Consider the following 23787-nt stretch of genomic DNA (forward strand, 5'->3'; position numbering starts at 1 on the left):
CGCGCCGTTCTGGCTCGCGTTCCTCGTCTCGGCCGGCGCGGGCGCACTGCTGGCGCTCCTGCTCGGCATCCCGACGCTGAAGCTGCGCGGTGACTACCTCGCCATCGTGACCATCTCCGCGGCGGAGCAGGAGCGCGCGGCCAGGGCGCGCGCCGCCGAGCGCGAGGAGGCCCGACGCCGGGACGCCGCGCGGGCCGTCGAGGTCCAGCAGGGCGTCGCCGTGGCGCTCGAGGCAATCGCGCGGTCGCTCGACCGCGCGACGGCGGAGAAGGCCGCCGCCGAGGAGGCCCGTGCGGCGGGTTCCGAGCAGCTCCTGGCGGTGCGTGGCACCGTCGAGTCCCTCACCGCCCAGCTCCGCGAGCTGACCGACGTCGCGCACCGCGACGAGGTGGCCCGCGCCCAGCAGATGCTCCGCCTCGAGCAGCTCCAGACGCGGGCGACCGAGGAGCTCGGCATGGACCCCGAGGTCCTGGTCGAGGAGTTCGGTCCGCACCAGCTGGTCCCGGTCTACGAGGGCGACGTCGTGGTGCGGGGACGCAAGCGACGGGCCGTCGTCGAGCGCGACGAGGAGGGCAACCCGATCCGGTACGAGGGCGACCCGCCCCTCCCGCGCGGTGCGGCGGCGCGCGAGGACGCGCTCATCGCCCGCACGCGCGCCCTGCACGAGGCGGGCCTGCGCCCCGACGACCCGAAGGCGACGGCGGTGATCGTGGCGGCGGCCGGTGCGGAGCCGCCGCCGGAGCCCGAGGCCGACGCGGCCGACGCGACCGAGGACACCGACCCGGGCGAGCCGAGGCCCGACCGGATGGTGCCGTACGTGCGGGAGGAGCAGGAGGCCCGGCTGGCCAAGGCGGAGCGCGCGCTGTCGCGTATCGGTGCCGTCAACCCGCTGGCGCTGGAGGAGTTCGCGGCGCTGGAGGAGCGGCACCAGTTCCTCACCGACCAGCTCGCCGACCTGAAGAAGTCGCGCGAGGACCTGCTGCAGATCGTCGACGACATCGACGAGCGGGTGCAGCAGGTGTTCGCCGAGGCGTTCCAGGACACGGCGGCGAAGTTCCTGGAGATCTTCCCGCGCCTGTTCCCGGGCGGCGAGGGCAGGCTCACGCTGACCGACCCGCAGAACCTGCTCACCACCGGCATCGAGGTCGAGGCGCGGCCGGCCGGCAAGAAGGTCAAGCGGCTGTCGCTGCTGTCCGGCGGTGAGCGGTCGCTCGCCGCCGTGGCGTTCCTCGTCTCGATCTTCAAGGCCCGGCCCAGCCCGTTCTACATCATGGACGAGGTCGAGGCCGCCCTCGACGACGTCAACCTCGGGCGCCTCATCGAGATCTTCAAGGAGCTGCAGAAGGACAGCCAGCTCATCGTGATCACCCACCAGAAGCGCACGATGGAGGTCGCGGACGCGCTCTACGGCGTCACGATGCGCGGCGACGGCGTCACGACGGTGATCAGCCAGCGCATGGGGGACCGGGAGACGGTGCCCAGCACCGCCTGACAGGGCGTGTCCGGCGGGTGAATTTCGTCTGGCGAAGCCGCGGATCGCCGGGTGTGAGCGAATTCTCCTGGTGCACCCGCGCGTGTCGCCCGGCGTGTCGCGACGGCTTACGCGGCACGACCGCACAAGAGGCGACACAATAGGACCATGTGGTGGTCGGTCATCCTCCTGGTGGTGTGCCTGGTCCTGGCGGTGGGTGTCTTCGTCGTGGCCAGCCAGATGGACGCGCCCGCGACGAAGGACGACTTCTCGTTCCTGCAGTGGGTCCGCTCCGGCCTCTCGCACCTGCGCGGTGACTCCGAGCGGCGCAGGCAGGGCCGGCGCTACGGCGCCTCCGCCGTCGCGACCCACGCCGTGGGCGCGCCGTCGGTCTGGGTGGGCAAGCCGCGGCAGCCCAGGCCCGACACGTCCCCCGTCGACATGGGGATGTCCGAGTTCTTCGCCGCGACGGTCGAGTCCAAGCCCGGCTACGTCGACGCCGAGGAGCTCACCGACGTGCTGAACCGCGCGCGCGACCAGGCGCAGAAGACGCTGCACGTGCCGCTCGGCACGGTGCCCATCAAGCCGTCCAACCTCCTGCCCGGCCAGCTCCGCCCCGTCCGCCCGGTGCGCAGCGTGCAGAAGGTCGCCCAGGAGCCGCCGGCCGAGCAGGGCCCGGCCCAGGCGGCGAGCTGAGCGCGGCACCACTGAGGGTGCCCGCGGCCACGGCGGTCGCCGCAAGATGAAAGAATCTGGGGCGTGAACGAGCTTCCCTGGATCGAGATCATCTCCGCCCTGGCCGTCCTCGCGGGAGGCGGCGGCGTCGCCGGGCTCCTCGTCGCGCGGCGTCGCCGGCGCGACCAGGGGCAGGACGGCGGCACGACGCCGCCCGGCTCCACGCAGGCCGGCACCGGCACCGCGACGGCGCCCCGACCGGCCGCCCCCGAGGAGGTCGGCCCCGCCGAGGTCGCCCCCGAGGAAGCCGGACCCGCAGCGCCCGCGCTCGACACGCCCGCGCCCACCGCAGGCCGCCTCGTGCGACTGCGCGACCGGCTCGCGCGCTCGGGCTCGCCGCTCGGCGCCCGACTGCTCTCCGTCCTGTCGCGCGACGCGCTGACCGAGGACGACTGGGACGAGATCGAGGAGGAGCTGCTCCTCGCCGACGTCGGTGCGGGCCCGACCACGGAGCTGCTGGACGCCCTGCGCACCCGGGTGCGCGTGCTCGGCGTGCGCGAGCCCGCCGCGGTGCGCGACCTGCTGCGCTCCGAGCTCGTCACGCTGCTCGACCCGGCCATGGACCGCACCCTCCGCACGGAGCCCACCACGGCGGAGGACGGTACCCACCTGCCCGCCGTGACCCTCGTCGTCGGTGTCAACGGCACCGGCAAGACGACGACGGTGGGCAAGCTCGCCCGCGTGCTCGTCGCCGACGGGCGCACCGTCGTGCTGGGCGCCGCCGACACGTTCCGCGCCGCGGCGGCCGACCAGCTCACCACGTGGGGCAACCGCGTGGGCGTGCCGACCGTGCGCTCGGACCGCGAGGGCGCCGACCCGGCGTCGGTCGCGTTCGAGGCGGTGACCCGCGGCCGCGACGAGAAGGTCGACGTCGTGCTCGTGGACACCGCGGGCCGCCTGCAGAACAAGGCGGGCCTCATGGACGAGCTCGGCAAGATCGTGCGCGTCTCGAGCAAGGTCGTGGCGCCGAGCGAGGTGCTGCTGGTCCTCGACGCGACCACGGGCCAGAACGGCCTCACGCAGGCACGCGTGTTCGCCGAGGTGGCCGGCGTCACCGGCATCGTGCTCACCAAGCTCGACGGCACCGCCAAGGGCGGCATCGTCGTGCAGGTGCAGCGCGAGCTCGGCGTGCCGGTCAAGCTCATCGGCCTGGGGGAGGGGCCGGACGACCTCGCGCCGTTCGACGTCGAGGAGTTCGTCGACGGGATCCTGGGCTGAGCTCGCGAGCGTGAGACCGAGGCTCGTCCGGCGAGGAAAACACGCCGCCCAATTCGCGCCTCGCCCGCATGATTGATGCGCCGGATGCGTCCACATCGTGGAATGCATACGGCGCATCTTCATGTCGCGCATATTGCGCAGCAATCACGATCGAGTCACATTTGCCGACGGTATTTCGCCCATTCGGAGCGTGAAACGAGACGTTTACACCGTCGACCGCTGCGTCACGCCCCCGTAACGCCGAGGTGCGCCCGGTGAAACGGTCCTTCGCGACTGTGTTGCGAGCCCAGCACCAGAGCTGGCCAAGAGAGGATCGTCTTATGGAACTGGACACCGGAGCCACAGCGTGGATGCTGACCTCGGCATCGCTCGTGCTCCTGATGACTCCCGGTCTCGCCCTCTTCTACGGTGGGATGGTCCGCGGGAAGTCCGTGCTGAACATGATGATGATGTCGTTCGGCGCCATCGCCGTCACCGGTGTCATCTATGTGCTGTGGGGATGGTCGATGTCCTACGGCGCGGACGTCGGCGGCATCTTCGGTAACCCCTTCGACCAGTTCGGTCTCGCCGGCGCGATCTATGACGACGCCGGTAACTTCTTGATCGACGACTTCGGTGTCCCCGGCATCGTGGGCGTCGGCTTCCAGGCCACGTTCGCGATCATCACGGTCGCCCTGATCTCCGGCGCCATCGCCGACCGCGTCAAGTTCGGCGCCTGGCTCGGGTTCGTCGCCGTGTGGGTCACTCTCGCGTACTTCCCGATGGCCCACATGGTCTGGGGCGGTGGCCTCCTGTCGGGCGACGGCCCGTTCGCGTCGATCGCCGCGCCGATCGACTTCGCCGGTGGCACGGTCGTCCACATCAACGCCGGCGCCGCCGCGCTCGTGCTCGCCCTCGTGATCGGCAAGCGCAAGGGCTTCGGCTCCGAGCCGATGCGCCCGCACAACCTGCCGCTCGTCATGCTCGGTGCGGCTCTCCTGTGGTTCGGCTGGTTCGGCTTCAACGGTGGTTCCGCCTTCACGGCTGACGGCTTCGCCGGCCTCGCCTGGGTCAACACCACCGCCGCCACCGCCGCGGCGATCCTGGGCTGGCTGGTCGTCGAGAAGATCCGCGACGGCGCCGCCACGTCGCTGGGTGCCGCCTCGGGCGTCGTCGCAGGCCTCGTCGCGATCACCCCCGCCGCCGGCGCGTTGAGCCCGGTCGGCTCGATCATCCTCGGCGTGATCGCCGGTGCGCTCTGCGCCTTCGCTGTCGGCCTCAAGTACAAGTTCGGGTACGACGACTCGCTCGACGTCGTGGGCGTCCACCTGGTCGCCGGCCTCTGGGGCACGATCGGCATCGGCTTCCTCGCCACCGAGACCGGCCTCTTCTACGGCGGTGGCTTCAGCCAGCTCGCCGTGCAGGCGATCATCGCGATCATCGCCGTCATCTTCTCCGCCGTCGTCACGCTCGTGATCGCCCTGGTGATCCGGCCCTTCGGCTGGCGCGTCTCCGAGGAGGCCGAGGTCAGCGGCATCGACCTCGCCGTCCACGGCGAGACCGCGTACGAGAACTCCGGATCCACCATCACCGAGGCCCGCTGACCGTACTACGGTGCAGCGACCGGACTGTCGAGGAGGCAGAGCATGAAGCTTGTCACGGCGGTCGTCCAGCCCCACCGGCTGGACGACGTGAAGACGGCCCTGGAGGGTGCAGGGGTTCGCGGCATGACCGTGAGCGAGGCCAGCGGCTACGGCCGGCAGAAGGGCCACACCGAGGTCTACCGCGGTGCGGAGTACACCGTCGACCTGGTGCCCAAGGTCCGCGTCGAGGTGCTCGTGACCGACGCCGACGTCACCGCGGTGACCGAGGCGATCGTCGGGGCCGCGCAGACCGGCAAGATCGGTGACGGCAAGGTGTGGGTCGTCCCGGTCGAGGACGTCGCACGCGTCCGCACCGGCGAGCACGGCGACGCCGCGCTCTGACCGGGGCGTCCGACGTCTCGTATGACCAGTGACCCGGCGTCCGACGACGCCTGGGAGCAGGCAGAGGCCCCGCACCCCGCGGCAGGGGTGCGGGGCCTCCGCGACGAGCTCCTCCGCATCGCGACCGAGCTGACCGGCCCCGGCCGGTCCGGACTGGCCCGGCGGTCCGCCGTCGGCCAGCGCGTCACCGAGCGGCTCGGCGAGCTGTTCGAGCACGCGACCGAGGGCGTCGAGCCGTCGGGCATCGCGCTCGCGGCCGTCGGCAGCCTGGGCCGCGGCGAGCTCGGGCCGCTCAGCGACCTCGACCTCGTGCTCGTCCACGACGGCCGCACGCACGGCGCGGACGAGCTGCGTCAGGTCGCGGAGCGCCTGTGGTACCCGCTGTGGGACTCCGGCATCGACCTCGACCACGCCGTGCGGTCCCTCAGCCAGTCCCGGCAGGTGGCGGCCAGCGACCTGCCCGCCGTCATCGGCTGGCTCAGCGTGCGGCCGGTCGCCGGCGACGCCGTCGTCGTGCACCGGGCGGCCTCCGCCGTCCTCACGGACTGGCGCGCCGCCTCCCGGCGGCGCCTGCCCGAGCTCATCTCCTCCACGCGCGACCGCGCGCAGCGCGCGGGAGAGCTCGCGTACCTCATCGAGCCCGACCTCAAGGAGGCCCGCGGCGGCATGCGGGACGCGGTGCTGCTGTCCGCGCTCGCGGCGACCTGGCTCACCGACCGCCCGCACGGCGCGGTCGACGCCGCCTACACGCACCTGCTCGACGTGCGCGACACACTCCAGGTCGTCACCCGGCGGCGCACCAGCCGTCTGCTGCTGGCCGACCTGGAGGAGGTCGCCGAGCGCACCGGCCATGACGACGGCGACGAGCTGCTCGCCGCGCTCGCCGAGTCCGGTCGGGTCATCTCCTACGCGCTCGACATGACCATCCGGCGGGCCCGGCAGGCGCTGGCGCGGCCCGTCGGCGTCGGCAGGCCGCTCATGGTCCGCGGACGGCGGACCCCGCCCCGCCTGCGGTCCGTGGGGGACGGGCTGGTCGAGCACGACGGCGAGCTGGTCCTCGGCGTGGGCATCCGTCCGGCGTCCGACCCGCTGCTGCCGCTGCGGGCGGCCGCGACCGCCGCGCGGACGGGTCTGGTGCTGTCCCCGGTGACGATCCGCAGCCTCGAGGAGTGCCCGCCCCTGCCGGAGCCGTGGCCGCACGCCGCGCGCGAGAGCCTGCTCGCCCTCCTGGGCGCCGGGCCCGCCCAGGTGCCGGTGTGGGAGGCGCTGGACCTCGCCGGGGTGGTGACGTCGTGGTTCCCCGAGTGGGCCGACGTCCGCAACCGTCCGCAGCGTGCCGCGATCCACCGCCACACCGTCGACCGGCACCTCGTCGAGACGGCGTCGGTCGCGGCCCGGCTGCGCCGCAGGCTTCCGGAGCTCGCGGGGCCGCACACCGGGCCGCACACCGGGACGTCGCCGGGCGACCTGCTGCTGCTCGCCGCCCTGCTGCACGACATCGGCAAGGTCCGCGGCGCCGCGGACCACTCCGTGGAGGGCGCCCGCCGGGTGCCGGCCCTGCTGAACCGCGCAGGCTTCCCGTCCGCCGTGGTCGACGACGTCACCCGCCTCGTGCGGCACCACCTCACGCTCGCCGACCTGGCCACCCGCGCCGACCCCGACGACCCGGCGACGGTGACGACGCTGCTGGAGGCCGTGGACCACCGTCGGGACCTGCTGGACGTGCTGCGGGCGCTGACCGAGGCGGACACGACGTCGCTCGGCCCGAAGGCCTGGACCGACTGGCGTGCGCAGCTCGTGGACGGGCTGACCGAGCGGGCGCGGGCGCGACTGGCGGACGAGGTCCATTAGGCTGTGCCCGTGTTCAACTCCCTGTCCGACCGGCTCACCTCGACGTTCAAGAACCTGCGCACGCGGGGCCGTCTCTCCGAGGCGGACATCGACGCGACCGTGCGGGAGATCCGCCGCGCCCTGCTCGATGCGGACGTCGCAGTCCCCGTCGTGCGGGAGTTCACCGCGACGGTGCGCGAGCGCGCGCTGTCGGCGGAGGTCTCCGGTGCGCTGAACCCGGCGCAGCAGGTCGTCAAGATCGTCAACGAGGAGCTCGTCGAGGTCCTCGGCGGCGCGACGCGGCCGCTGACGCTCGCCAAGACGCCGCCGACCGTCATCATGCTGGCCGGCCTTCAGGGCGCGGGCAAGACGACGCTCGCGGGCAAGCTCGCGCACGCGCTCAAGGGGCAGGGCCACACACCGGTGCTGGTCGCCGCCGACCTGCAGCGCCCCAACGCGGTGACGCAGCTGTCCGTCGTGGCCGAGCGCGCGGGCGTGCCCGTGTTCGCGCCGCACCCGGGCAACACCTCCGACGCGGACGACCCGGCCGCCGACGCGCCGCTGATCGGCGACCCGGTCGGCGTCGCGCGCGACGGCGTCGCGTACGCGAAGGAGCGCCAGCACGACGTCGTCATCGTCGACACCGCGGGCCGCCTCGGCATCGACGAGGTGCTGATGCAGCAGGCCGCGGACATCCGCGCGGCCGTGAACCCGGACGAGGTCCTGTTCGTCATCGACGCGATGATCGGTCAGGACGCGGTGAACACCGCCAAGGCGTTCGCCGACGGCGTCGACTTCACCGGCGTCGTGCTGTCGAAGCTCGACGGCGACGCGCGCGGTGGTGCCGCCCTCTCGGTCGCGAAGGTGACCGGGCGGCCCATCATGTTCGCGTCCACGGGCGAGAAGCTCACCGACTTCGAGGTCTTCCACCCCGACCGGATGGCGAGCCGCATCCTCGACATGGGTGACGTGCTCACCCTCATCGAGCAGGCCGAGAAGGCGTTCGACGCCGAGCAGGCCGAGAAGATGGCGAAGAAGCTGGCCACGGGCCAGGACTTCACGCTGGCCGACTTCCTCGTGCAGATGCAGCAGCTCAAGAACATGGGCTCGATGAAGAAGATGCTCTCGATGATGCCCGGCATGGGGCAGATGCGGGAGCAGCTCGAGCAGTTCGACGAGCGCGAGGTGAACCGCATCGAGGCGATCATCCAGTCGATGACGCCCGCCGAGCGCGAGAACCCGAAGATCATCAACGGCTCGCGCCGCGCCCGCATCGCGCGCGGTGCCGGCACCACGACCACGGCGATCAACCAGCTTCTCGAGCGGTTCGACAACGCCCAGAAGATGATGCGCCAGATGTCCAAGGGCGGCGGCCTGGGCCCGGGCGGCATGCCCGCGATGCCTGGCGCTCCCGGCATGGGGATGGGCAAGAAGTCGCGCGGCAGGACCCAGCCGCCGAAGAAGGGCAAGAAGGGCAAGTCGGGGAACCCGGCGAAGCGGGCCCAGCAGGAGCGCGAGGCGATGCAGCGCGCGCTCGGCGGCGGCGCGGCGAGCACCCCGTCCGCTCCGGCCGGCTCGGCGTTCGGCGTCGGCCCGAAGAAGGACGAGGCGCCCGACCTGAGCAACCTCGAGCTGCCGCCGGGCCTGGAGAAGTTCCTGGGTCGGTGACGTCCGGCCGGTGACGTCCGGCCGGCGGCAGGGTCCGGGCGGCCCGGGTGGTGGGGTCGGTGGTGCGTGGCGTGTCCGCCGTGGGAGCGAGCAGAACGAAGGAGCCGCATGTCTGCGCTGGAAGGTCCGACCGCGGCGTTGCGCGGACGCATCCTGCTGGGTGACGACCGCGTGGCCGAGGAGGTCTGGGTCCGTTCGGGCCGCGTCAGCCTGACCCGGCCGTCCGCGCAGGGCACCAACATGCGGGTGCTGGAGGGCTGGGCCGTGCCCGGCCTGGTGGACGTGCACTGCCACATCGGCCTCGCGGCCGACGGCGCCGTGCCGGACGAGGAGGCGGAGAAGCAGGCCGTCGCCGACCGCGACTCGGGCGTGCTCCTGGTGCGCGACGCCGGTTCCCCGCTCGACACCGCCTGGGTGCACGACCGGCCCGACCTGCCCCACCTGCTCCGCGCGGGCACCCACCTGGCGCTGCCGAAGCGGTACCTGCGCAACTACGGCCTGGAGCTCGAGTCGCCGGCGCTCCTGCCCGAGGCCGTGCGCACCCAGGCACGACGCGGCGACGGCTGGGTCAAGCTCGTGGGCGACTGGATCGACCGCACGCTCGGCCCCGAGGGCGACCTGCGGCCCCTGTGGCCCGACGACGTGCTCGCCGAGGCCGTCGCCGTCGCGCACGCGGAGGCGGCGCGCGTGACCGTGCACGCGTTCGCGACGGAGACGATCGACGGGCTGCTGGCCGCGGGCGTCGACTGCATCGAGCACGGCACGGGCATGACCGCCGAGCACATGGCCGTCGCCGCGGAGCGCGGCGTGGCGGTCACGCCCACGCTGCTGCAGGTCGGGCAGTTCGAGAGCATCGCGGCACAGGCCGACGGCAAGTACCCGGTCTACGCCCGGCGGATGCGTGCCATGCACGCCCGTCGGTACGAGCACGTGCGGGCGCTCTGGGAGGCGGGCGTGCCGCTGCTGGTCGGCACCGACGCGGGCGGGACGATCTCCCACGGGCGGATCGCCGACGAGTGCGCCGAGCTCGTCGCGGCGGGGATCCCGCCGGCCGAGGTCGTGGCGATGGCCTCGTGGCGCGCCCGCGAGTACCTCGGGTTCGGGGCCGTGGTCGAGGGGTCCAGCGCGGACTTCGTCGTCTACCCGGCCGACCCGCGCGAGGACATCGAGGTGCTCCGCCACCCGACGGCGGTCGTGCTGCGCGGTGTGGTCTACCCGGCGGCGCGCTGAGGCCGTCCCGGAGGGTGCCGGTGTGAGGCACGTCTGGTTGGTGGGGCCCCGAGCGGTCTGGCACAATGTGCACGTACTCGGCGTGCCCGGACCCCTCTCACCCGGTCAGGTCGTGTCCCGGCCCACCCACTGCGTCACCCCACGTCGCGGTGCTCGGGCCATCCCGTTCAGAACCAGGAGTGACCACTTCGTGGCCGTCAAGATTCGTCTCAAGCGCCTCGGCAAGATCCGGGCCCCGTACTACCGTGTCGTCGTCGCCGACTCGCGCACCAAGCGCGACGGTCGCGTGATCGAGGAGATCGGCAAGTACCACCCGACCGAGGAGCCGTCGCTCATCGACATCAAGTCGGAGCGCGCCCAGTACTGGCTCGGTGTCGGCGCGCAGCCGACCGAGCAGGTCGCTGCTCTGCTCAAGGTGACCGGTGACTGGCAGAAGTTCAAGGGCCTGCCGGGTGCCGAGGGCACCCTGAAGGTCAAGGGCGAGAAGTCCGACGCGGCTGCCGCGATCGAGGCCGTGAACGCCGACGCCGAGAAGGCCAAGGCCAAGGCCGCCGAGAAGGCCGCTGCCGCCGCCGAGGCTCCGGCCGAGTCGGCCGAGGGCGACGAGGCCTGATGCTCTCGGAGGCCCTCGAGCACCTGGTGCGCGGCATCGTGGACAACCCGGACGACGTCCGCGTCTCCGCGAGGACGCTGCGCCGTGGTGACCTGCTCGAGGTCCGCGTGCACCCCGACGACCTCGGCCGGGTCATCGGCCGGGGTGGTCGCACGGCCCGCGCGCTGCGCACCGTGATCGGTGCGCTCGCCACCGAGGGCCCCGTGCGGGTCGACGTCGTGGACGTCGACCGGCGCTGAGAGGTACTCACCAGCACGACGACGAGGCCCGGTCCGTACGCGGACCGGGCCTCGGCCGTTGCCGGACGCGTCCGCCCCCGCGGACACCTGAACGAGGAGAGACATGCAGCTCACCGTGGCCCGCGTGACGAAGGCGCACGGGCTCAGGGGCGAGGTCGCCCTGGACCTGCGCACGGACGACCCGGAGACCCGGCTCGCGGTCGGCGAGCGGCTCGACACCGTGCCCGCCGACGCCGGCCCGCTGACGGTGACCCAGGTGCGGCAGCACCAGGGCCGGTGGCTCGTCGCGTTCGCCGAGGTGGCCGACCGGACGGCGGCGGAGGGCCTGCGGGGCGTCGAGCTCGTCGTCGAGGTGGAGGGCTCCGACGAGGAGGACGCCTGGTACCCCCACGAGCTGGCCGGGCTGCGGGCCGAGCTCGAGGACGGCACCGTGGTCGGCACCGTCGTGACGCTGGAGTACCTGCCCGCGCACGAGGCGCTGCTCATCGAGGAGAGCCTGCCCGACGGCGGCACGGCGCGCACGCTCGTCCCGTTCGTCCTGGCGATCGTGCCCGTGGTCGACGTCGCGGGTGGCCGCGTCGTGCTGACCCCGCCCGGTGGTCTGCTGGCGCGGGACGCGGACGCCGCGATCGTCGACCGGGCCGACGGCGCGGACGACGCCGGCAGCGAGGACGCCTGAGGTGCGCGTCGACGTCGTCTCGATCTTCCCCGACTACCTGTCCGTGCTGGACCTGTCGCTGGTCGGCAAGGCGCGGCAGCGCGGCCTGCTTGACCTGCGGGTGCACGACCTGCGCGACTGGACCGCCGACCGGCACCGCACCGTGGACGACACGCCGTTCGGCGGGGGCGCCGGCATGGTCATGCGGCCCGACGTCTGGGGCCTGGCCATCGACGAGGTGCTGGAGCCGGGCGGGCAGCTCGTCGTGCCGACGCCGTCGGGCGAGGTGTTCACGCAGCGGCACGCCGAGGAGCTGGCATCGGCCGGTCAGCTCGTGTTCGCCTGCGGGCGGTACGAGGGCATCGACGCGCGCGTGGCCGAGCACTACCGGGCGGCCGGCGTCACCGTGCGCGAGCTGTCCATCGGGGACTACGTGCTCAACGGGGGAGAGGTGGCCTCGCTCGTCATGATCGAGGCCGTGGCCCGCCTCGTCCCGGGCATGGTCGGCAACCCGGAGTCGCTCGTCGAGGAGTCGCACGGCGCGGCGGGCCTGCTGGAGTACCCCGTGTACACGAAGCCGCCGTCGTGGGCGGGCCTCGACATCCCCGACGTGCTGCTCTCCGGCCACCACGCACGGATCGCGCGCTGGCGCAGGGACCGCGCGCTCGAGCGGACGGCGCGCCGCCGGCCGGACATGATCGCGGCGCTGGACCCCGCGGACCTGGACAAGCACGACGTCGCGCTGCTCGCCGAGCTGGGCTGGGTGCCCGGCGACGACGGCGGCCTCGTGCGGGCCTGACGTCACACCCGCTCGTCGTCGCGCGAGCGCCCAGGTATGGCAGAATGGACCGTCGGTGCGTCGCCGGTCAGGTCTCTGCCACAGGGGACGACCGGGGCGGGCAACCGTCCCTGACCGGGCCAAGCCGCACCACCATCCTCACCCTTCCGGGACCCTGACGGCCGTGCGGCCGGGGCAGGGCCCACGATTTCGCGCCTGACCTGTGGCAGGCCCGGAGAGAACGATGCAGAAGCTCGACATGATCGACACCGCCTCGCTGCGGTCCGACATCCCGGAGTTCCGCGCCGGCGACACCGTCAAGGTCAACGTCAAGGTCGTCGAGGGCAACCGCTCTCGTGTCCAGGCGTTCCAGGGCGTCGTCATCTCCCGCCACGGCGGCGGGATCGGCGAGACGTTCGCCGTGCGCAAGGTCAGCTTCGGTGTGGGCGTGGAGCGCAAGTTCCCGCTGCACGCGCCGACCATCGAGTCGATCGAGGTCGTCACCCGCGGTGACGTGCGTCGGGCGAAGCTGTACTACCTGCGCGAGCTGCGTGGCAAGAAGGCGAAGATCCGCGAGAAGCGCGAGGTCTGACCGCGTCCGAGGACGTGTACCCGTCGGCCGCCCTCCTCACCGCGAGGAGGGCGGCCGACGTCGCACCTGCCCTGGTCTGTGGGGATTCCAGCCAGGGACCGTGTGCACCCGCGGGGCGGTTCGCCGCGTGCACCGAGAGGTGACAGAGTTACCCCGTGACGAGTTACGACCGGGTGGCGCCGCCCACCCCAACCGATGGGACGCCGTTGACCGCAGCAGATCCGTGGGACAGCAGCAGCGGTGGCACACACCGTCGGGGAGCAGCGGCGCACGGTCGTGAGCCCCGCAGGGAGCAGTCCGGCTTTCTCGCGATGCTGCGCGAGGTCGGCATCATCGTCGTCAGCGCGCTGGTCCTGTCGTGGCTGATCAAGACGTTCCTCGTGCAGCCGTTCTACATCCCGAGCGCGTCCATGGAGGACACGCTGACCCAGGGCGACCGCGTCATGGCCTCGCGGCTGACGCCGGGCCCGTTCGACCTGCAGCGCGGGGACATCGTCGTCTTCGTGGACCCGGGTGACTGGCTCCCGCCCTACGTGCCGCCGGAGCGCGGCCCGGTCGGTGACGCGGCGGTGTCGTTCCTCACCACCGTGGGACTGCTCCCGCAGGACACCGGCGACCACCTCATCAAGCGCCTCATCGGCCTGCCGGGCGACAACGTGGCGTGCTGCGACTCCGAGGGCCGTGTGTCGGTCAACGGCACCCCGATCGACGAGACGTACATCAAGCCGGGCTCGATCCCGAGCGAGGACTCGTTCGACGTGACCGTGCCCGACGGGATGCTCTGGGTGATGGGCGACAACCGCCAGAACTCCCAGGACTCGCGCAAGAACACGAGCAAGCCCGGCGGTGGCTTCGTGCCCGTCGACAACGTGGTGGGCACGGCGTTCGCCACGGTGTGGCCCCTCGACCGCCTGCGGTGGCACGGGCACCCGTCCGACGTCTTCGACGGTGTGCCCGACGCGCCGCCCGCGGGGTCCGGCTCGGGTTCCGACGGCGAGTCGGACGCAGGGTCCGAGACGGCGCCGGCGGGGCAGTAGCCGTGCGCGCGGTGCCGACGCTGCGCCAGGAGCGGGCGCTCCTGTCCTCCGGGGCGCGGCTCGTGGCAGGGATGGACGAGGTGGGCCGCGGCGCCCTGGCGGGCCCGGTGAGCGTGGGCGTCGTCGTGGTCGACGCCGCGACGCGCACGGGGCCCAAGGGTGTCGCCGACTCGAAGCTGCTCACCCCCGCCGCCCGTGAGGCCATCGCGCCCGCGGTGCGCCGGTGGGCCGTCGCCTGGGGGGTCGGTCACGCCGGCCCCGCCGAGATCGACGAGGTGGGCATCATCGCGGCGCTCCGGCTGGCCGGGCGGCGCGCGCTGGCCCAGGTGCGGCAGGTGTGCGGCGACGTCGACGTCGTCGTGCTGGACGGGAAGCACGACTGGCTGTCCCGGCCCGCGCTCGACCTGTTCGCCGCGGCGGACGCGCCCGAGGACGACGTGCCGGACCCGGCGGTGCGCACGCTCGTCAAGGCCGACATGACGTGCACCTCCGTGGCCGCCGCGAGCGTGCTGGCCAAGGTGGAGCGGGACGGCCTGCTCGTGGAGCTGGCGCAGCGCCATCCCGAGTACGCGTGGGACCAGAACAAGGGCTACAGCGCCAAGGCGCACCTGGACGCCCTCGCCCTGCACGGGCCGACGCCGTACCACCGCAGGTCGTGGAAGCTGCCCGGCACGGTGCCGGAGGGTGTGCCGGAGGGTGCCGCGGTCGAGGTGGCTGCCGAGGTGGCCCCTGACGGCGCGCCCGTCGAGCTCGTGGACGAGCTGCAGGGTGACCTGCCCGGGAACCTGCCCGGAACCACCGCGTCGGTGGGATGATGGCCTGGTGAGCGCCGAAGACCTCGAGAACTACGAGACCGAGATGGAGCTCGCGCTCTATCGCGAGTACCGCGACGTGGTGGGCCTGTTCTCCTACGTGGTGGAGACGGAACGCCGGTTCTACCTGGCCAACCAGGTGGACCTGCAGGTGCGGTCGGCGGCGGGCGAGGTGTACTTCGAGCTGCGGCTGGGCGACGCGTGGGTGTGGGACGTCTACCGGTCGGCCCGGTTCGTGAAGTCCGTCCGCGTGGTCACCTTCAAGGACGTGAACGTCGAGGAGCTGGCCAAGGCCGAGCTCGCGCTCTGAGTCCGTCACGACCCGCCGCGACACCTCGCGGTGGGCTTCCGCCGTCCGAGCGTGACGCCGGGCCTGTGGATCGCCGGTTCGTGCACAGCTGACCCTTCCCGCGCCCCGCGCGCCGCCGCCGTGACCGCAGGCTGGTCACGGAGGTGGACGCGATGGCGAAGAAGGACGGCGTGGGCCGGTACGGGGAGCAGGTGGCGCGACGTCACCTGGAGGAGCGCGGCTGGACGGTGCTCGACACCAACTGGCGTGGCGCGGACGGCGAGCTCGACATCGTCGCGGTCGACGGCGACGTGCTGGTGGTGGTCGAGGTCAAGACCCGCAGCGGCCACGGCTACGGCCATCCCGCCGAGGCGGTCACGGCGCGCAAGCTCGCCCGGGTCAAGCGGCTGACCGGGCAGTGGCTCACGGCGTTCCGTGAACGGGTCGCCGCCGCGCGGCTCCTGGGCGAGGGCGCCGACGTGCGGACGGCGTTCGGCGCGATCCGCATCGACGTGGTGGCCGTGACGCTGCCGCGCCGCGGAGCCGCGGTCGTCGAGCACCTCGAGGCGGTGGCCTGATGGGCGTCGCCACGACCCGCGCGGTGTCGCTCGTCGGGATGCAAGGGCACGTGGTGGAGGTGCAGGCGCACCTCGCCGCCTCGGTGCCCGGCTTCACGCTCGTCGGGCTGCCGGACACAGCGCTGAGCGAGTCACGTGACCGGGTCCGGGCAGCCGTCGCGTCGACGGGCCTGCCGTGGCCGGTCAAGAAGATCACGGTCAACCTGACGCCGGCGGCGCTGCGCAAGCAGGGCAGCGCCTACGACCTGGCGATCGCGGTGGCGGTGCTCGCCGGCGCCGACGGGCCGACCGGCCCGGGGCTGCGCCGTGAGGGCCTGGGCCGCGTCGTGCACCTCGGGGAGCTCGGCCTGGACGGCCGGGTGCGTCCCGTGCGCGGGGTGCTGCCGTCGGTCGCCGCGGCCGTCGCGGCGGGCTTTCCGGACGTCGTCGTGGCTGCGGGCGACCTCGAGGAGGCACGGCTCGTCCCGGGTGCCCGCGTCGTCGGCGTGGCGAGTCTCGCCGAGGTGGTCGCCCTGCACGGAGGCCCGCCCGAGCTCGTGCGCGAGGTGGTCGCCGTCCGGCCGGAGCGGTCGGTGCCCCACGGCCGGACGCCGGGCGACCTGGCCGACGTGCTGGGCCAGGACCGGCCGCGGTTCGCGCTCGAGGTAGCGGCGGCAGGCGGCCACCACCTGCTCCTCGTCGGGCCGCCGGGTCCCCACCCTTAGAGGAGCAGGTGGTGGGGCGCGCTCGCCTAGGCTGGCGATCGTGCACATATCCCGTATCGATGTAGAGCGGTTGCTGGGCTTCGAAGATCTGAGTATCGAGGTCGATCCCCATCTGCAGTTGATCGCAGGCCCGAACAACGCGGGCAAGTCCTCGCTGCTGAGAGTGCTCGAGACCTTCTTCGCGAATCCAACGGGTGAGGACCTACAGCGGCTCAAGCCCCTTCACGAGTACTACGTGCACGGAGGGCCGCGGATGATGTCCAACATCATCGTGCACTTCGATGCGTTGACCGAACCCGAGAAGGAGGTCTTCGGCGATGCTGTACTCAAGAACGGGACGTTTTGGATCAAGTTGGCGTGCAGCCGGGCGGGGAAGATCACCTACGAAGCGAGTCGGAAGTCGACGCACGCCCGCGAACTCTACGAGCAGGTTCTCCAGTCGTTCAGCTTCGTGAAGATCCCGTCCGTTCGCGTGAGCGAGTCCGTGCAGGGGGAGAGCGACCAATCTCTGGTGCGGCTATACGAGACGTTGGAGGGCGTCCTGGTCCGCTCGGGTGGGTCACGCAGGACTCAGCTCCAGAAGGACTTCGAGGAGGCGATCAAGCCGGTCGAAGCGCTCGTTCACAAGGTGTTGAGTGATTCGGTAGCAGCTGTTGCTACGGAGCTGCCGTTCCGCGAGCGCGAACTCGGCATCAACCTGCCCGATTCCAAGCACGCCCTGCGCGGCATGCTCCAGGAGGCGGTCATCACGAGCCGAGACGACGTCGTCGTTTCGATCGCTGACCGGGGCACTGGCTTCCAGTCCGCCATGGTGCTGGGAATCCTTCGCTACGTAGCGTCGCGGAGCCAGCAATCCGGCGGGAACGTGGTGTTCGCGATCGAGGAGCCCGAGGCGTTCTTGCATCCGCAGACGCAGCGCGCGATGGCCAAGATCCTGCGCGAGATCTCCAAGGGGGCGCAGCTGCTCGTGACCACACACAGTCCGGTACTGGTGGATTCCTTCTCGGTGCGGCGCATCGTTCGACTGCCGCTGTGCACCGGCGGCACGAACTACACCGCACGTAGGCAAGACATGTCCGACGCCGAAGAGGGAAGGCTCACGCGATACTGCGACGCGACCAACAGCGAGCTGGTCTTCGCGAACTCCGTCGTTCTGGTCGAGGGCTACGGCGACAAACTTCTGATCGACTATCTCCTCGGTCGCGCCACCGGGGGCGCGGGCGGCCACTACGCGATGGGAATCGCGGTGATCGAAGCTTCCGGCGTCACTACGATCAAGCACCTTGTCGGGCTCGCGCAGTACTTCGGAGTGCGTGCATACGTGATCACTGACAAGGACGGTGTGCACAAGGGCGGGGCAAAGGGGCCGCGTCCTCTGGTGGAGATCCTGAAGGCCCGGAACCCGCCGCCATCACAGTCGGATATGCAGGCACTGGGCTCCTTGGCGGACACCGAGGTCTCCAGCCTGAAGAGCGCGATCGACCAGCAAGCAGCTCTGAATCAGAGTCTTGAGCCCTGGGACGCGTTCGTCCTCGCATCCGACCTCGAGGGGCTTCTTCTCGACACGATCGGCCAGAAGAAGCTTGCACAGATGCTCGGCCCGGCAGGGGAGAGCGAGATCGATCAGGCGACCGCTGACCGATTCGCCACTGGTTCGAGCGGCCGAGAGGAGCTGGCGTCGTGGCTCGGCTCGAAAGGATGGAACTCGACAGGGAAGAAGACCGGTAAGGCGAAGCCGCACTTGCCGTCCGCGCTGCTGAGGGCTCATCTCGCGAATCGTAAGTCCGTCCCTCAGGCGGTCAAGCCGTTGGATAACTGGCTTCGCGCGATCGTTGAGGATCACGAGCGTTCCCCGCTCTGAACCGATTGGCTTAGGCCGTGTTGCTAGGCTGTGTTGCTAAACCCGTTTCGGTGTCGCGCGGGTGAGTCTGAATGTCGTGTCGCGTGATGTGATCTCGGATGAGGCGTGGGCTGTGATCGGGCCGTTGTTCCCGAGGGTGAAGGCCACGGGCAGGCCGCCTATTGACCGTCGCACGGTGGTCGAGGCGACGGCATGGCGGTTCCGCACGGGCGCGCCGTGGAGGGACGTACCCGAACGGTTTGGGAACTGGAACACGATCTACAAGAACTTCAACCGGTGGTCGAATGCTGGGGTTTGGGCGCGGGTGCTGGAGAAGACGCAGTCACTCGCGCAAGAGACCGGTGATCTGGACTGGGTCGCGTCGATCGACTCCGCGATCGTGCGGGTGCATCAGCACGGTGCGACTCTGCCGCGCACCACGGGGGGCCCTGTCGAATTACAGGAAGTTCGGGCCGGAACCGCCTGACCACGCGATCGGCCGATCGAGAGGCGGCCTGACAACCAAGAGCCATCTCGTCTGCGACGGGAAGGGCCGTGTGCTCGCGTTCATCCTCACCCCTGGTCAAGCTGCGGACACGACCATGATGGCCACGACGCTGGAGCAGATCCGGGTGCCCGGCGGCCGAGGTCGTCCACGGGTTCGGCCGGAGCGGGTGATGGCTGACAAGGGCTACCCATCAAAAGCGAACCGGGCGTGGTTGCGTGAGCGCGGAATCGCGGCGACCATTCCCGAACGAAACGACCAGATCGCGCATCGCCTCAAGCGCCAGGGCCGGCCGATCGACTTCGGCGACGTGCAGCGTCTCCGCTACCGCGGCCGCAACGTCGTCGAGCGGTGCTTCAACATGCTCAAGCAGTGGCGCGGGATCGCGATGCGCTCAGACAAGACCGCCCGCAACTACCACGCCGGGCTCTGCCTCGCCGCCACCCTCCACTGGGTCAGCACCACACGCTAAAGCTCGTGGGCCATACTCGCGGCTCTCTACGCCCCTCGGGTAGGGGGGCGTGGAGGCCGACCTGTTGTCGCGTGATGCGGGGTTCGCTCAGCCTTAGGATCGGATCATGCCGTCCGTCTTCTCCGTGGGCCGCCCGTCAGGCCGGTCGTTGACTGGTCTCGTCCATGGTCCGGCGGACGGGACACCGATCCTGTTCATCGCCGGGGCGGGAACCGGCAAGTCCATGGTATTCGGTGAGCATTTGCTTGATACCCGCGGGATCCGGCTGATCACGATGGATCGTCCCGGCATGGGTGGCTCGGACCCCGATCCCACCCGCACCCCCGCGTCCACAGCAGACGACTATCGCGCGTTCGTCGCCGCCGTGCTGGGCGTGACCAACCCCAACGTTCCCGTTGTTGCGAACTCGCAGGGCGCAGTGTTCGGTCTAGCCGTGGCCGCCCAGGGGTGGGCCCAGACTCTTGTTCTGGTCTCACCAGCAGATGAAGTAGCCGACCCGTCAGTGCGCGCGCTGCTTCCCGAGACTGCGCGCGCTCTCCCCGATCTCGCGCAGAGCGCACCGGACGCCGCTCGGGACCTCCTGCGGTCCTTCACACCGCGTGCCATGCGCGACATGGTCCTGGATGGCTCCGACGCGCAGGACCGTGCCGTCTACACCGCACCTGCCTTCGACGCCCTCTACCAAACCGCTCTCGCGGAGGGCTTCGCGGGAGACGGCAGCGGGTACGTCGCCGACACAATGATGGCAAGCACACGCTGGCCCATCAATTTCGCCACGATCACAACCCCTGTCACCGTGCTCTTCGGAGCCCACGACCAAGTGCACTCCCCTGATCACGGCGCGATCCTCACAACCCGCCTCCCAAACGCTCAACGAACCGTTGTAAGCAACGCCGGCGGTGCACTCCTCTGGACCCACTCCGACCTCGTGTTCAACGCAGCACTCCAGCACCCAGAAATGCTTTAGAGCTCGCGCGGATAGGACGGCGTATGGATCAGGGGCACCGGGCAGGACGAGAGTCCCACCGGTAGCGCTTCCAGGACTGCCGGACCAGGCGGCGGATGATGATGATCGCGCTGGCCAGCGCCACCCAGGCGTTCTGCACGCACCCTTGCCGGTCGGTCACCCTCGCCAGCGCCGAGAACCCTCTGTTGTGCCATGAGTTGGTCCGCTCGACGACCCATCGACGAGTGTGGTTGATAGGCAGGAATACCCCCTTGGGAGTGATGTTCGGGGTGCAGCCCAGCTCGGAGAGAAGATCCCGGGTCCGAGCCGAGTCATAGCCCGCATCCAGGTGAACCGTGATGACCTCAGGAAGCCTGAATCCGACCACGGCGAGGGTCTCTAGCGTCGGACGCAGGAGCGGAGAGTCGTTCCTGTTGGCCCCGGCCAGCACCCATCCGATCGGTATCCCGCCGCCGTCCACGAGCACCGATCTCTTGAGACCCAATTTGCCGCGGTCGACAGGGCTGCGGCCGGTGTTCTCTCCTCCGCACGGTGCCTTGACGATGCATCCGTCGACCACGAGGTTGTCCAGGTCGAGGCCGACAGCCTGGTCGTAGGCTTCCAGCGCCAGGTGGTGGAGCCGCTCGACACGCCGGCACGGATCCACTCGTCCCGGCGGGCTCGCATCGTGGTCGCCGAGCAGGTCTCATCGGCGTGCTGCTGGTAGGTACCTCCCAGGACGAGGCGGGCCAGAAGCTTGTCAAAGACGACCCGGTCTGGGATGCGCGGGCGGTGACACCCCAAAGGGTGGTTGATGTTGCGTTCGGGCAGCAGGGCTCGGAACTGTTCCCACAGAGGGTCGGCGATGAAGCCGGGCAGGACGGGCACGTGGTCTTGTGATCGTCGTCGTCGAGAAGAAGGGCGGGGCCGCCGCGCCGTACCCGTCCGGGCGCGGTGCGGCGGCCCCGGTCCTGCTACCCGACCTGCGGCTGCCCCGCCGCGGTGGACGGCGAGCGGGAGATGACCACGGCACCGACGACCAGCCCGATAACGGCGAGCACCGCAGCGACCACGAACGGGTCCCCGGAGTGCAGGGCCGGTGCGAACCCGAGGCCGACGTAGACGGCCACCCCGGCTGCTCCGCCGAGCTGGTCAGATGCTCGCTGGACGCCGGAGGCGATCCCGGCGTCCTCCTCGGTGGTGCCGCTGACTGCGATGTACTGCAGACCCACGAGCCCGAAGCCCATGCCCGCTGCGATCAGTAGCATCGCCGGGAGCAGCCACACCGCTCCACCATCCAGGACGGCCACGAGCGCGACCACGCCCATCGCGCCGGCAGCCGCTGCCAGGCCGACCAGCACGCAGGCGCGTGCGCCCCAGTGTCCCAGCAGCCGAGGCACGAGCACCGAGGCCACGATCAGCGCCACGGCCAGGGGCAGCATCGTCAGGCCTGCCCCCAGAGGCCCGATACCGAGCCTGTCCTGCAGGTAGAACGTGAACAGCAGGAACGAGGTCGACAACGCACCGCTGAGCAGCATCGTCGTCAGGTTCGCCCGCAGCCGGGCCCGATCGGCGAAGAAGGTCAGCGGGACCAGCGGGTTCGGCGACCTCGACTCGACCCGCACGAACCCGGCAGCAGCCAGCACCGCGCACACCAGCGCGACCCCGCTGACCCACAGGCCGGTGGCAGGCTCGCCCGCCTCGACCGCGGCGTAGACGAACAGCAGCGGGCACGCGGTCAGCAGGAGCGAACCGGGAAGGTCCAAGCGGCACCGTCCCCCGGACGCGGGCCGGTCGGCCGGTACCAGGAGCAGCGCGGCCACGATCACGACCAGGATGAAGGGCACCGAGACCAGGAAGACCCAGCGCCAGCCCAGGTGGGCGGTGATGATCCCTGACAGGGCGAACCCGAGAACCAGGCCGCAGCTGGCCACGGCCGCCCACACGCTCAGGGCCCGTGAGCGGCGCGGCCCCTCGGGGAAGAGCAGCACGATGGTCGCCATCGCCGCGGGCAGCGCGACAGCCTCGCCCGCGCCCTGGAGCAGGCGGGCCGCGACCAGGACCGGAAAGGACGGGGCCAGGCCAGCCAGCAGGGAGGCCGCGCCGAAGACGCTCGTGCCGACCAGGAGGGTGCGGCGGCGGCCGAGAAGGTCACCGAGCCGACCGCCGAGCATCAGCAGCCCTCCGCCGGTGATGGTGTAGCCGACCACGACCCAGGTCAGGGAGTGTCCCCCGACGCCGAGGTCCGCGCCGATCGAGGGCAGCGCGATGTTGACCACGGTCACGTCGACCGCGATGAAGAACTGCAGCATCGACATCGCGCACAGCACGAGCCATGCGCGCACAGGGGCGGGACCGATCCCGCATGAAGTGGTGGAAGTGCCTGAAAGCATCAATTGCTCCGTCGCTCTGAAGAGTTTCCGAGCAGCACGAAGGGCCGCTCCGGTCTGATCACGAAGCGGCTGGACGTTCCAGGTGAGGTGTTGCTGTGTGCCGGACGTCCCGCCGCTAGCGGGACGTCCTGGTCACTGCCGCGCAAGCGGCCGAGCTCGAAGCGCCTGACATGGTACAGATGCTAGCAGCGGGGAATATTCGCCCCCGGACCTGTCCCTCCTATCCGCGCGAGCTCTTAGCAACACGCCCTAGTCGCACGATCTTCAGGAGGCTCGCCGCGATGCTGATCGAGTACACGCCGGGCTTCTTCTTGCATCCCGCCCTGTGAGAGTGCCAGCGCTGCTGCGGCAGCTGCGCCGGCATCACGCGCTACGTTCGGGATCGGGCGTACGGCAACGGCCCTTTGTGCGGCGGCTCTGATGCCGCAGATGCAATCCGCCTCGCCCCAGCCCCCGGTGTGCGTCGGGTCGTGTGCGGCGCATCGGATCTTCCTCGTATATGAGGACATGCGCGCAACGTTACCGGAAGCGATGACTACCGATAATGCGAGGTTTCCGGTCTCCGCCCTTGGCTGGAGGCGGAGCCGCCTCAGATCAGTTCTGCGCGCACGTGGGTGTGAGGTTCACGGGCAGCGTCAAGCCTGACGACGAGCGGGACCCCGCGGTCTCTTTAACGATCGGCCGCGCGGCGCGGTTGCTTGTTTACGAGTCGATTATGCTGTTCTGACACGACCTATTGACGAGCGTGCTAAAATCGCATGGGGACCTGTGTAGCAAACGCGTATGCATTCCGCCGGGCGCGGGCAAGACGATGCTCGCGTCACGCATGCCCGGCATCCTGCCCGACCTCACCGACCGGGAAGCGGTCGAGGTCACCGCCGTGCACTCCGTCGCCGGGATGTTCGACCCGGGCGGCGGGCTCATCCGCCGTCCGCCGTTCGAGGACCCGCACCACACCGCGACCGCGGCTGCCGTGGTGGGCGGTGGGTCGGGTGTGCCGCGGCCCGGTGCGGTGTCCCGCGCGCACCGCGGCATCCTGTTCATGGACGAGGCGCGAGAAATCGCAATCACACGAGTTCGCCTAGGCATTCGGCGCAGTCAGCCTCGTGCAGTTCGTCCTCGCGAAAGTGGGACGTCAGGATCCCCGTGAGCTCCCTATCGCGCAGCTCGCCTGGGCGGTCCCCGATTTTCTCGCCGAGCCGCACGAGAGCTACG

The 23787-nt window shown here is 71.0% G+C and carries 22 protein-coding genes and 3 pseudogenes; 23 read left to right on the forward strand and 2 right to left on the reverse strand.

From position 1 onward, the window contains the following. The 22 genes and pseudogenes from HLB15_RS09030 to HLB15_RS09130 all read left to right on the forward strand — a co-directional run. Positions 1–1492, forward strand: a 1492-nt coding sequence (locus tag HLB15_RS09030; RefSeq protein ID WP_249360040.1) for an AAA family ATPase, incomplete at its 5' end; no start/stop codon positions are given. A 147-nt stretch (positions 1493–1639) separates the two neighbouring features. Continuing rightward, positions 1640–2167: a hypothetical protein gene (locus HLB15_RS09035; protein WP_171104972.1), complete on the forward strand. Its 528-nt coding sequence runs from the start codon at positions 1640–1642 to the stop codon at positions 2165–2167. 63 nt (positions 2168–2230) lie between these two features. After that, a complete protein-coding gene (ftsY, locus tag HLB15_RS09040) occupies positions 2231–3424 on the forward strand; it encodes a signal recognition particle-docking protein FtsY (RefSeq protein ID WP_171104973.1) in 1194 nt (397 codons plus the stop codon). Between the two features lie 320 nt (positions 3425–3744). Continuing rightward, positions 3745–5007, forward strand: a complete 1263-nt coding sequence (locus HLB15_RS09045; RefSeq protein ID WP_171104974.1) for an ammonium transporter — start codon at positions 3745–3747, stop codon at positions 5005–5007. Positions 5008–5049: 42 nt separating this feature from the next. After that, positions 5050–5388: a P-II family nitrogen regulator gene (locus HLB15_RS09050; protein ID WP_171104975.1), complete on the forward strand. Its 339-nt coding sequence runs from the start codon at positions 5050–5052 to the stop codon at positions 5386–5388. A gap of 21 nt (positions 5389–5409) precedes the next feature. Beyond that, positions 5410–7239 (forward strand): [protein-PII] uridylyltransferase family protein, encoded by a 1830-nt coding sequence (locus HLB15_RS09055; RefSeq protein ID WP_171104976.1) that lies wholly within the window; start codon positions 5410–5412, stop codon positions 7237–7239. A gap of 9 nt (positions 7240–7248) precedes the next feature. Beyond that, positions 7249–8886, forward strand: a complete 1638-nt coding sequence (gene ffh, locus HLB15_RS09060; protein ID WP_171104977.1) for a signal recognition particle protein — start codon at positions 7249–7251, stop codon at positions 8884–8886. Positions 8887–8994: 108 nt separating this feature from the next. After that, entirely contained in the window at positions 8995–10116 is a 1122-nt protein-coding gene (locus HLB15_RS09065) for an amidohydrolase family protein (protein WP_171104978.1), read from the forward strand. A gap of 190 nt (positions 10117–10306) precedes the next feature. Then, positions 10307–10729, forward strand: a complete 423-nt coding sequence (gene rpsP, locus HLB15_RS09070; RefSeq protein WP_171104979.1) for a 30S ribosomal protein S16 — start codon at positions 10307–10309, stop codon at positions 10727–10729. Beyond that, positions 10729–10968, forward strand: a complete 240-nt coding sequence (locus tag HLB15_RS09075; RefSeq protein ID WP_171104980.1) for an RNA-binding protein — start codon at positions 10729–10731, stop codon at positions 10966–10968. Before rpsP ends, HLB15_RS09075 begins: the two co-directional genes overlap by 1 nt. A 103-nt stretch (positions 10969–11071) precedes the next feature. Next, the gene (rimM, locus tag HLB15_RS09080; protein WP_171104981.1) at positions 11072–11647 is read left to right on the forward strand and encodes a ribosome maturation factor RimM; all 576 of its coding nucleotides are present in this window, start codon (positions 11072–11074) and stop codon (positions 11645–11647) included. A 1-nt stretch (position 11648) separates the two neighbouring features. Next, positions 11649–12425 (forward strand): tRNA (guanosine(37)-N1)-methyltransferase TrmD, encoded by a 777-nt coding sequence (gene trmD / locus HLB15_RS09085; protein WP_171104982.1) that lies wholly within the window; start codon positions 11649–11651, stop codon positions 12423–12425. Positions 12426–12648: 223 nt separating this feature from the next. After that, the gene (gene rplS, locus HLB15_RS09090) at positions 12649–12996 is read left to right on the forward strand and encodes a 50S ribosomal protein L19 (protein ID WP_171104983.1); all 348 of its coding nucleotides are present in this window, start codon (positions 12649–12651) and stop codon (positions 12994–12996) included. A 206-nt stretch (positions 12997–13202) separates the two neighbouring features. Then, positions 13203–14033: a signal peptidase I gene (gene lepB / locus HLB15_RS09095; RefSeq protein WP_249360041.1), complete on the forward strand. Its 831-nt coding sequence runs from the start codon at positions 13203–13205 to the stop codon at positions 14031–14033. 2 nt (positions 14034–14035) lie between these two features. Then, positions 14036–14848, forward strand: coding sequence for a ribonuclease HII (gene rnhB, locus HLB15_RS09100; protein WP_229785226.1), 813 nt, complete (start codon positions 14036–14038; stop codon positions 14846–14848). Between the two features lie 7 nt (positions 14849–14855). Beyond that, positions 14856–15155: a DUF2469 domain-containing protein gene (locus tag HLB15_RS09105; RefSeq protein ID WP_119137991.1), complete on the forward strand. Its 300-nt coding sequence runs from the start codon at positions 14856–14858 to the stop codon at positions 15153–15155. A 152-nt stretch (positions 15156–15307) separates the two neighbouring features. Next, positions 15308–15712 carry a YraN family protein gene (locus HLB15_RS09110; protein WP_171104984.1) on the forward strand — a complete coding sequence of 135 codons (405 nt, stop codon included), beginning with the start codon at positions 15308–15310 and terminating at the stop codon, positions 15710–15712. Further along, positions 15712–16404: pseudogene (locus HLB15_RS09115) on the forward strand (magnesium chelatase domain-containing protein); the annotation flags it as partial. The gene HLB15_RS09110 and the pseudogene HLB15_RS09115, both read left to right, overlap by 1 nt. A gap of 52 nt (positions 16405–16456) precedes the next feature. Next, positions 16457–18277 (forward strand): ATP-dependent nuclease, encoded by a 1821-nt coding sequence (locus HLB15_RS09120; protein ID WP_171104985.1) that lies wholly within the window; start codon positions 16457–16459, stop codon positions 18275–18277. Between the two features lie 88 nt (positions 18278–18365). Next, positions 18366–18743 carry an IS5 family transposase gene (locus HLB15_RS25035; protein ID WP_446500406.1) on the forward strand — a complete coding sequence of 126 codons (378 nt, stop codon included), beginning with the start codon at positions 18366–18368 and terminating at the stop codon, positions 18741–18743. Next, on the forward strand, positions 18676–19233 hold the full coding sequence (locus tag HLB15_RS25040; RefSeq protein ID WP_417715057.1) for an IS5 family transposase: 558 nt from the start codon (positions 18676–18678) through the stop codon (positions 19231–19233). Before HLB15_RS25035 ends, HLB15_RS25040 begins: the two co-directional genes overlap by 68 nt. Before the next feature lie 106 nt (positions 19234–19339). Continuing rightward, positions 19340–20200 carry an alpha/beta fold hydrolase gene (locus HLB15_RS09130; RefSeq protein ID WP_171104986.1) on the forward strand — a complete coding sequence of 287 codons (861 nt, stop codon included), beginning with the start codon at positions 19340–19342 and terminating at the stop codon, positions 20198–20200. Positions 20201–20228: 28 nt separating this feature from the next. Here the strand turns inward: HLB15_RS09130 and HLB15_RS09135 are convergent. Both HLB15_RS09135 and HLB15_RS09140 read right to left on the reverse strand, forming a co-directional pair. Next, positions 20229–21067: pseudogene (locus HLB15_RS09135) on the reverse strand (IS5 family transposase). Between the two features lie 86 nt (positions 21068–21153). Further along, the gene (locus tag HLB15_RS09140; protein ID WP_210755886.1) at positions 21154–22524 is read right to left on the reverse strand and encodes an MFS transporter; all 1371 of its coding nucleotides are present in this window, start codon (positions 22522–22524) and stop codon (positions 21154–21156) included. Positions 22525–23362: 838 nt separating this feature from the next. On the opposite strand from HLB15_RS09140, the pseudogene HLB15_RS09145 reads away from it, so the two are divergent. After that, positions 23363–23632: pseudogene (locus HLB15_RS09145) on the forward strand (ATP-binding protein); the annotation flags it as partial. Positions 23633–23787 lie beyond the last annotated feature (155 nt).

It is taken from the genome of Promicromonospora citrea (genome assembly GCF_013004695.1).
GTDB classification, from domain to species: Bacteria; Actinomycetota; Actinomycetes; order Actinomycetales; family Cellulomonadaceae; genus Promicromonospora; species Promicromonospora citrea.

Bases quoted from the DNA above. Each gene is read 5' to 3' on its own strand.
- HLB15_RS09035 (WP_171104972.1), top strand. From the start codon at position 1,640: ATGTGGTGGTCGGTCATCCTCCTGGTGGTGTGCCTGGTCCTGGCGGTG.
- HLB15_RS09045 (WP_171104974.1), top strand. From the start codon at position 3,745: ATGGAACTGGACACCGGAGCCACAGCGTGGATGCTGACCTCGGCATCG.
- HLB15_RS09050 (WP_171104975.1), top strand. From the start codon at position 5,050: ATGAAGCTTGTCACGGCGGTCGTCCAGCCCCACCGGCTGGACGACGTG.
- HLB15_RS09055 (WP_171104976.1), top strand. From the start codon at position 5,410: ATGACCAGTGACCCGGCGTCCGACGACGCCTGGGAGCAGGCAGAGGCC.
- HLB15_RS09065 (WP_171104978.1), top strand. From the start codon at position 8,995: ATGTCTGCGCTGGAAGGTCCGACCGCGGCGTTGCGCGGACGCATCCTG.
- HLB15_RS09075 (WP_171104980.1), top strand. From the start codon at position 10,729: ATGCTCTCGGAGGCCCTCGAGCACCTGGTGCGCGGCATCGTGGACAAC.
- rimM (WP_171104981.1), top strand. From the start codon at position 11,072: ATGCAGCTCACCGTGGCCCGCGTGACGAAGGCGCACGGGCTCAGGGGC.
- rplS (WP_171104983.1), top strand. From the start codon at position 12,649: ATGCAGAAGCTCGACATGATCGACACCGCCTCGCTGCGGTCCGACATC.
- HLB15_RS09110 (WP_171104984.1), top strand. From the start codon at position 15,308: ATGGCGAAGAAGGACGGCGTGGGCCGGTACGGGGAGCAGGTGGCGCGA.
- HLB15_RS09130 (WP_171104986.1), top strand. From the start codon at position 19,340: ATGCCGTCCGTCTTCTCCGTGGGCCGCCCGTCAGGCCGGTCGTTGACT.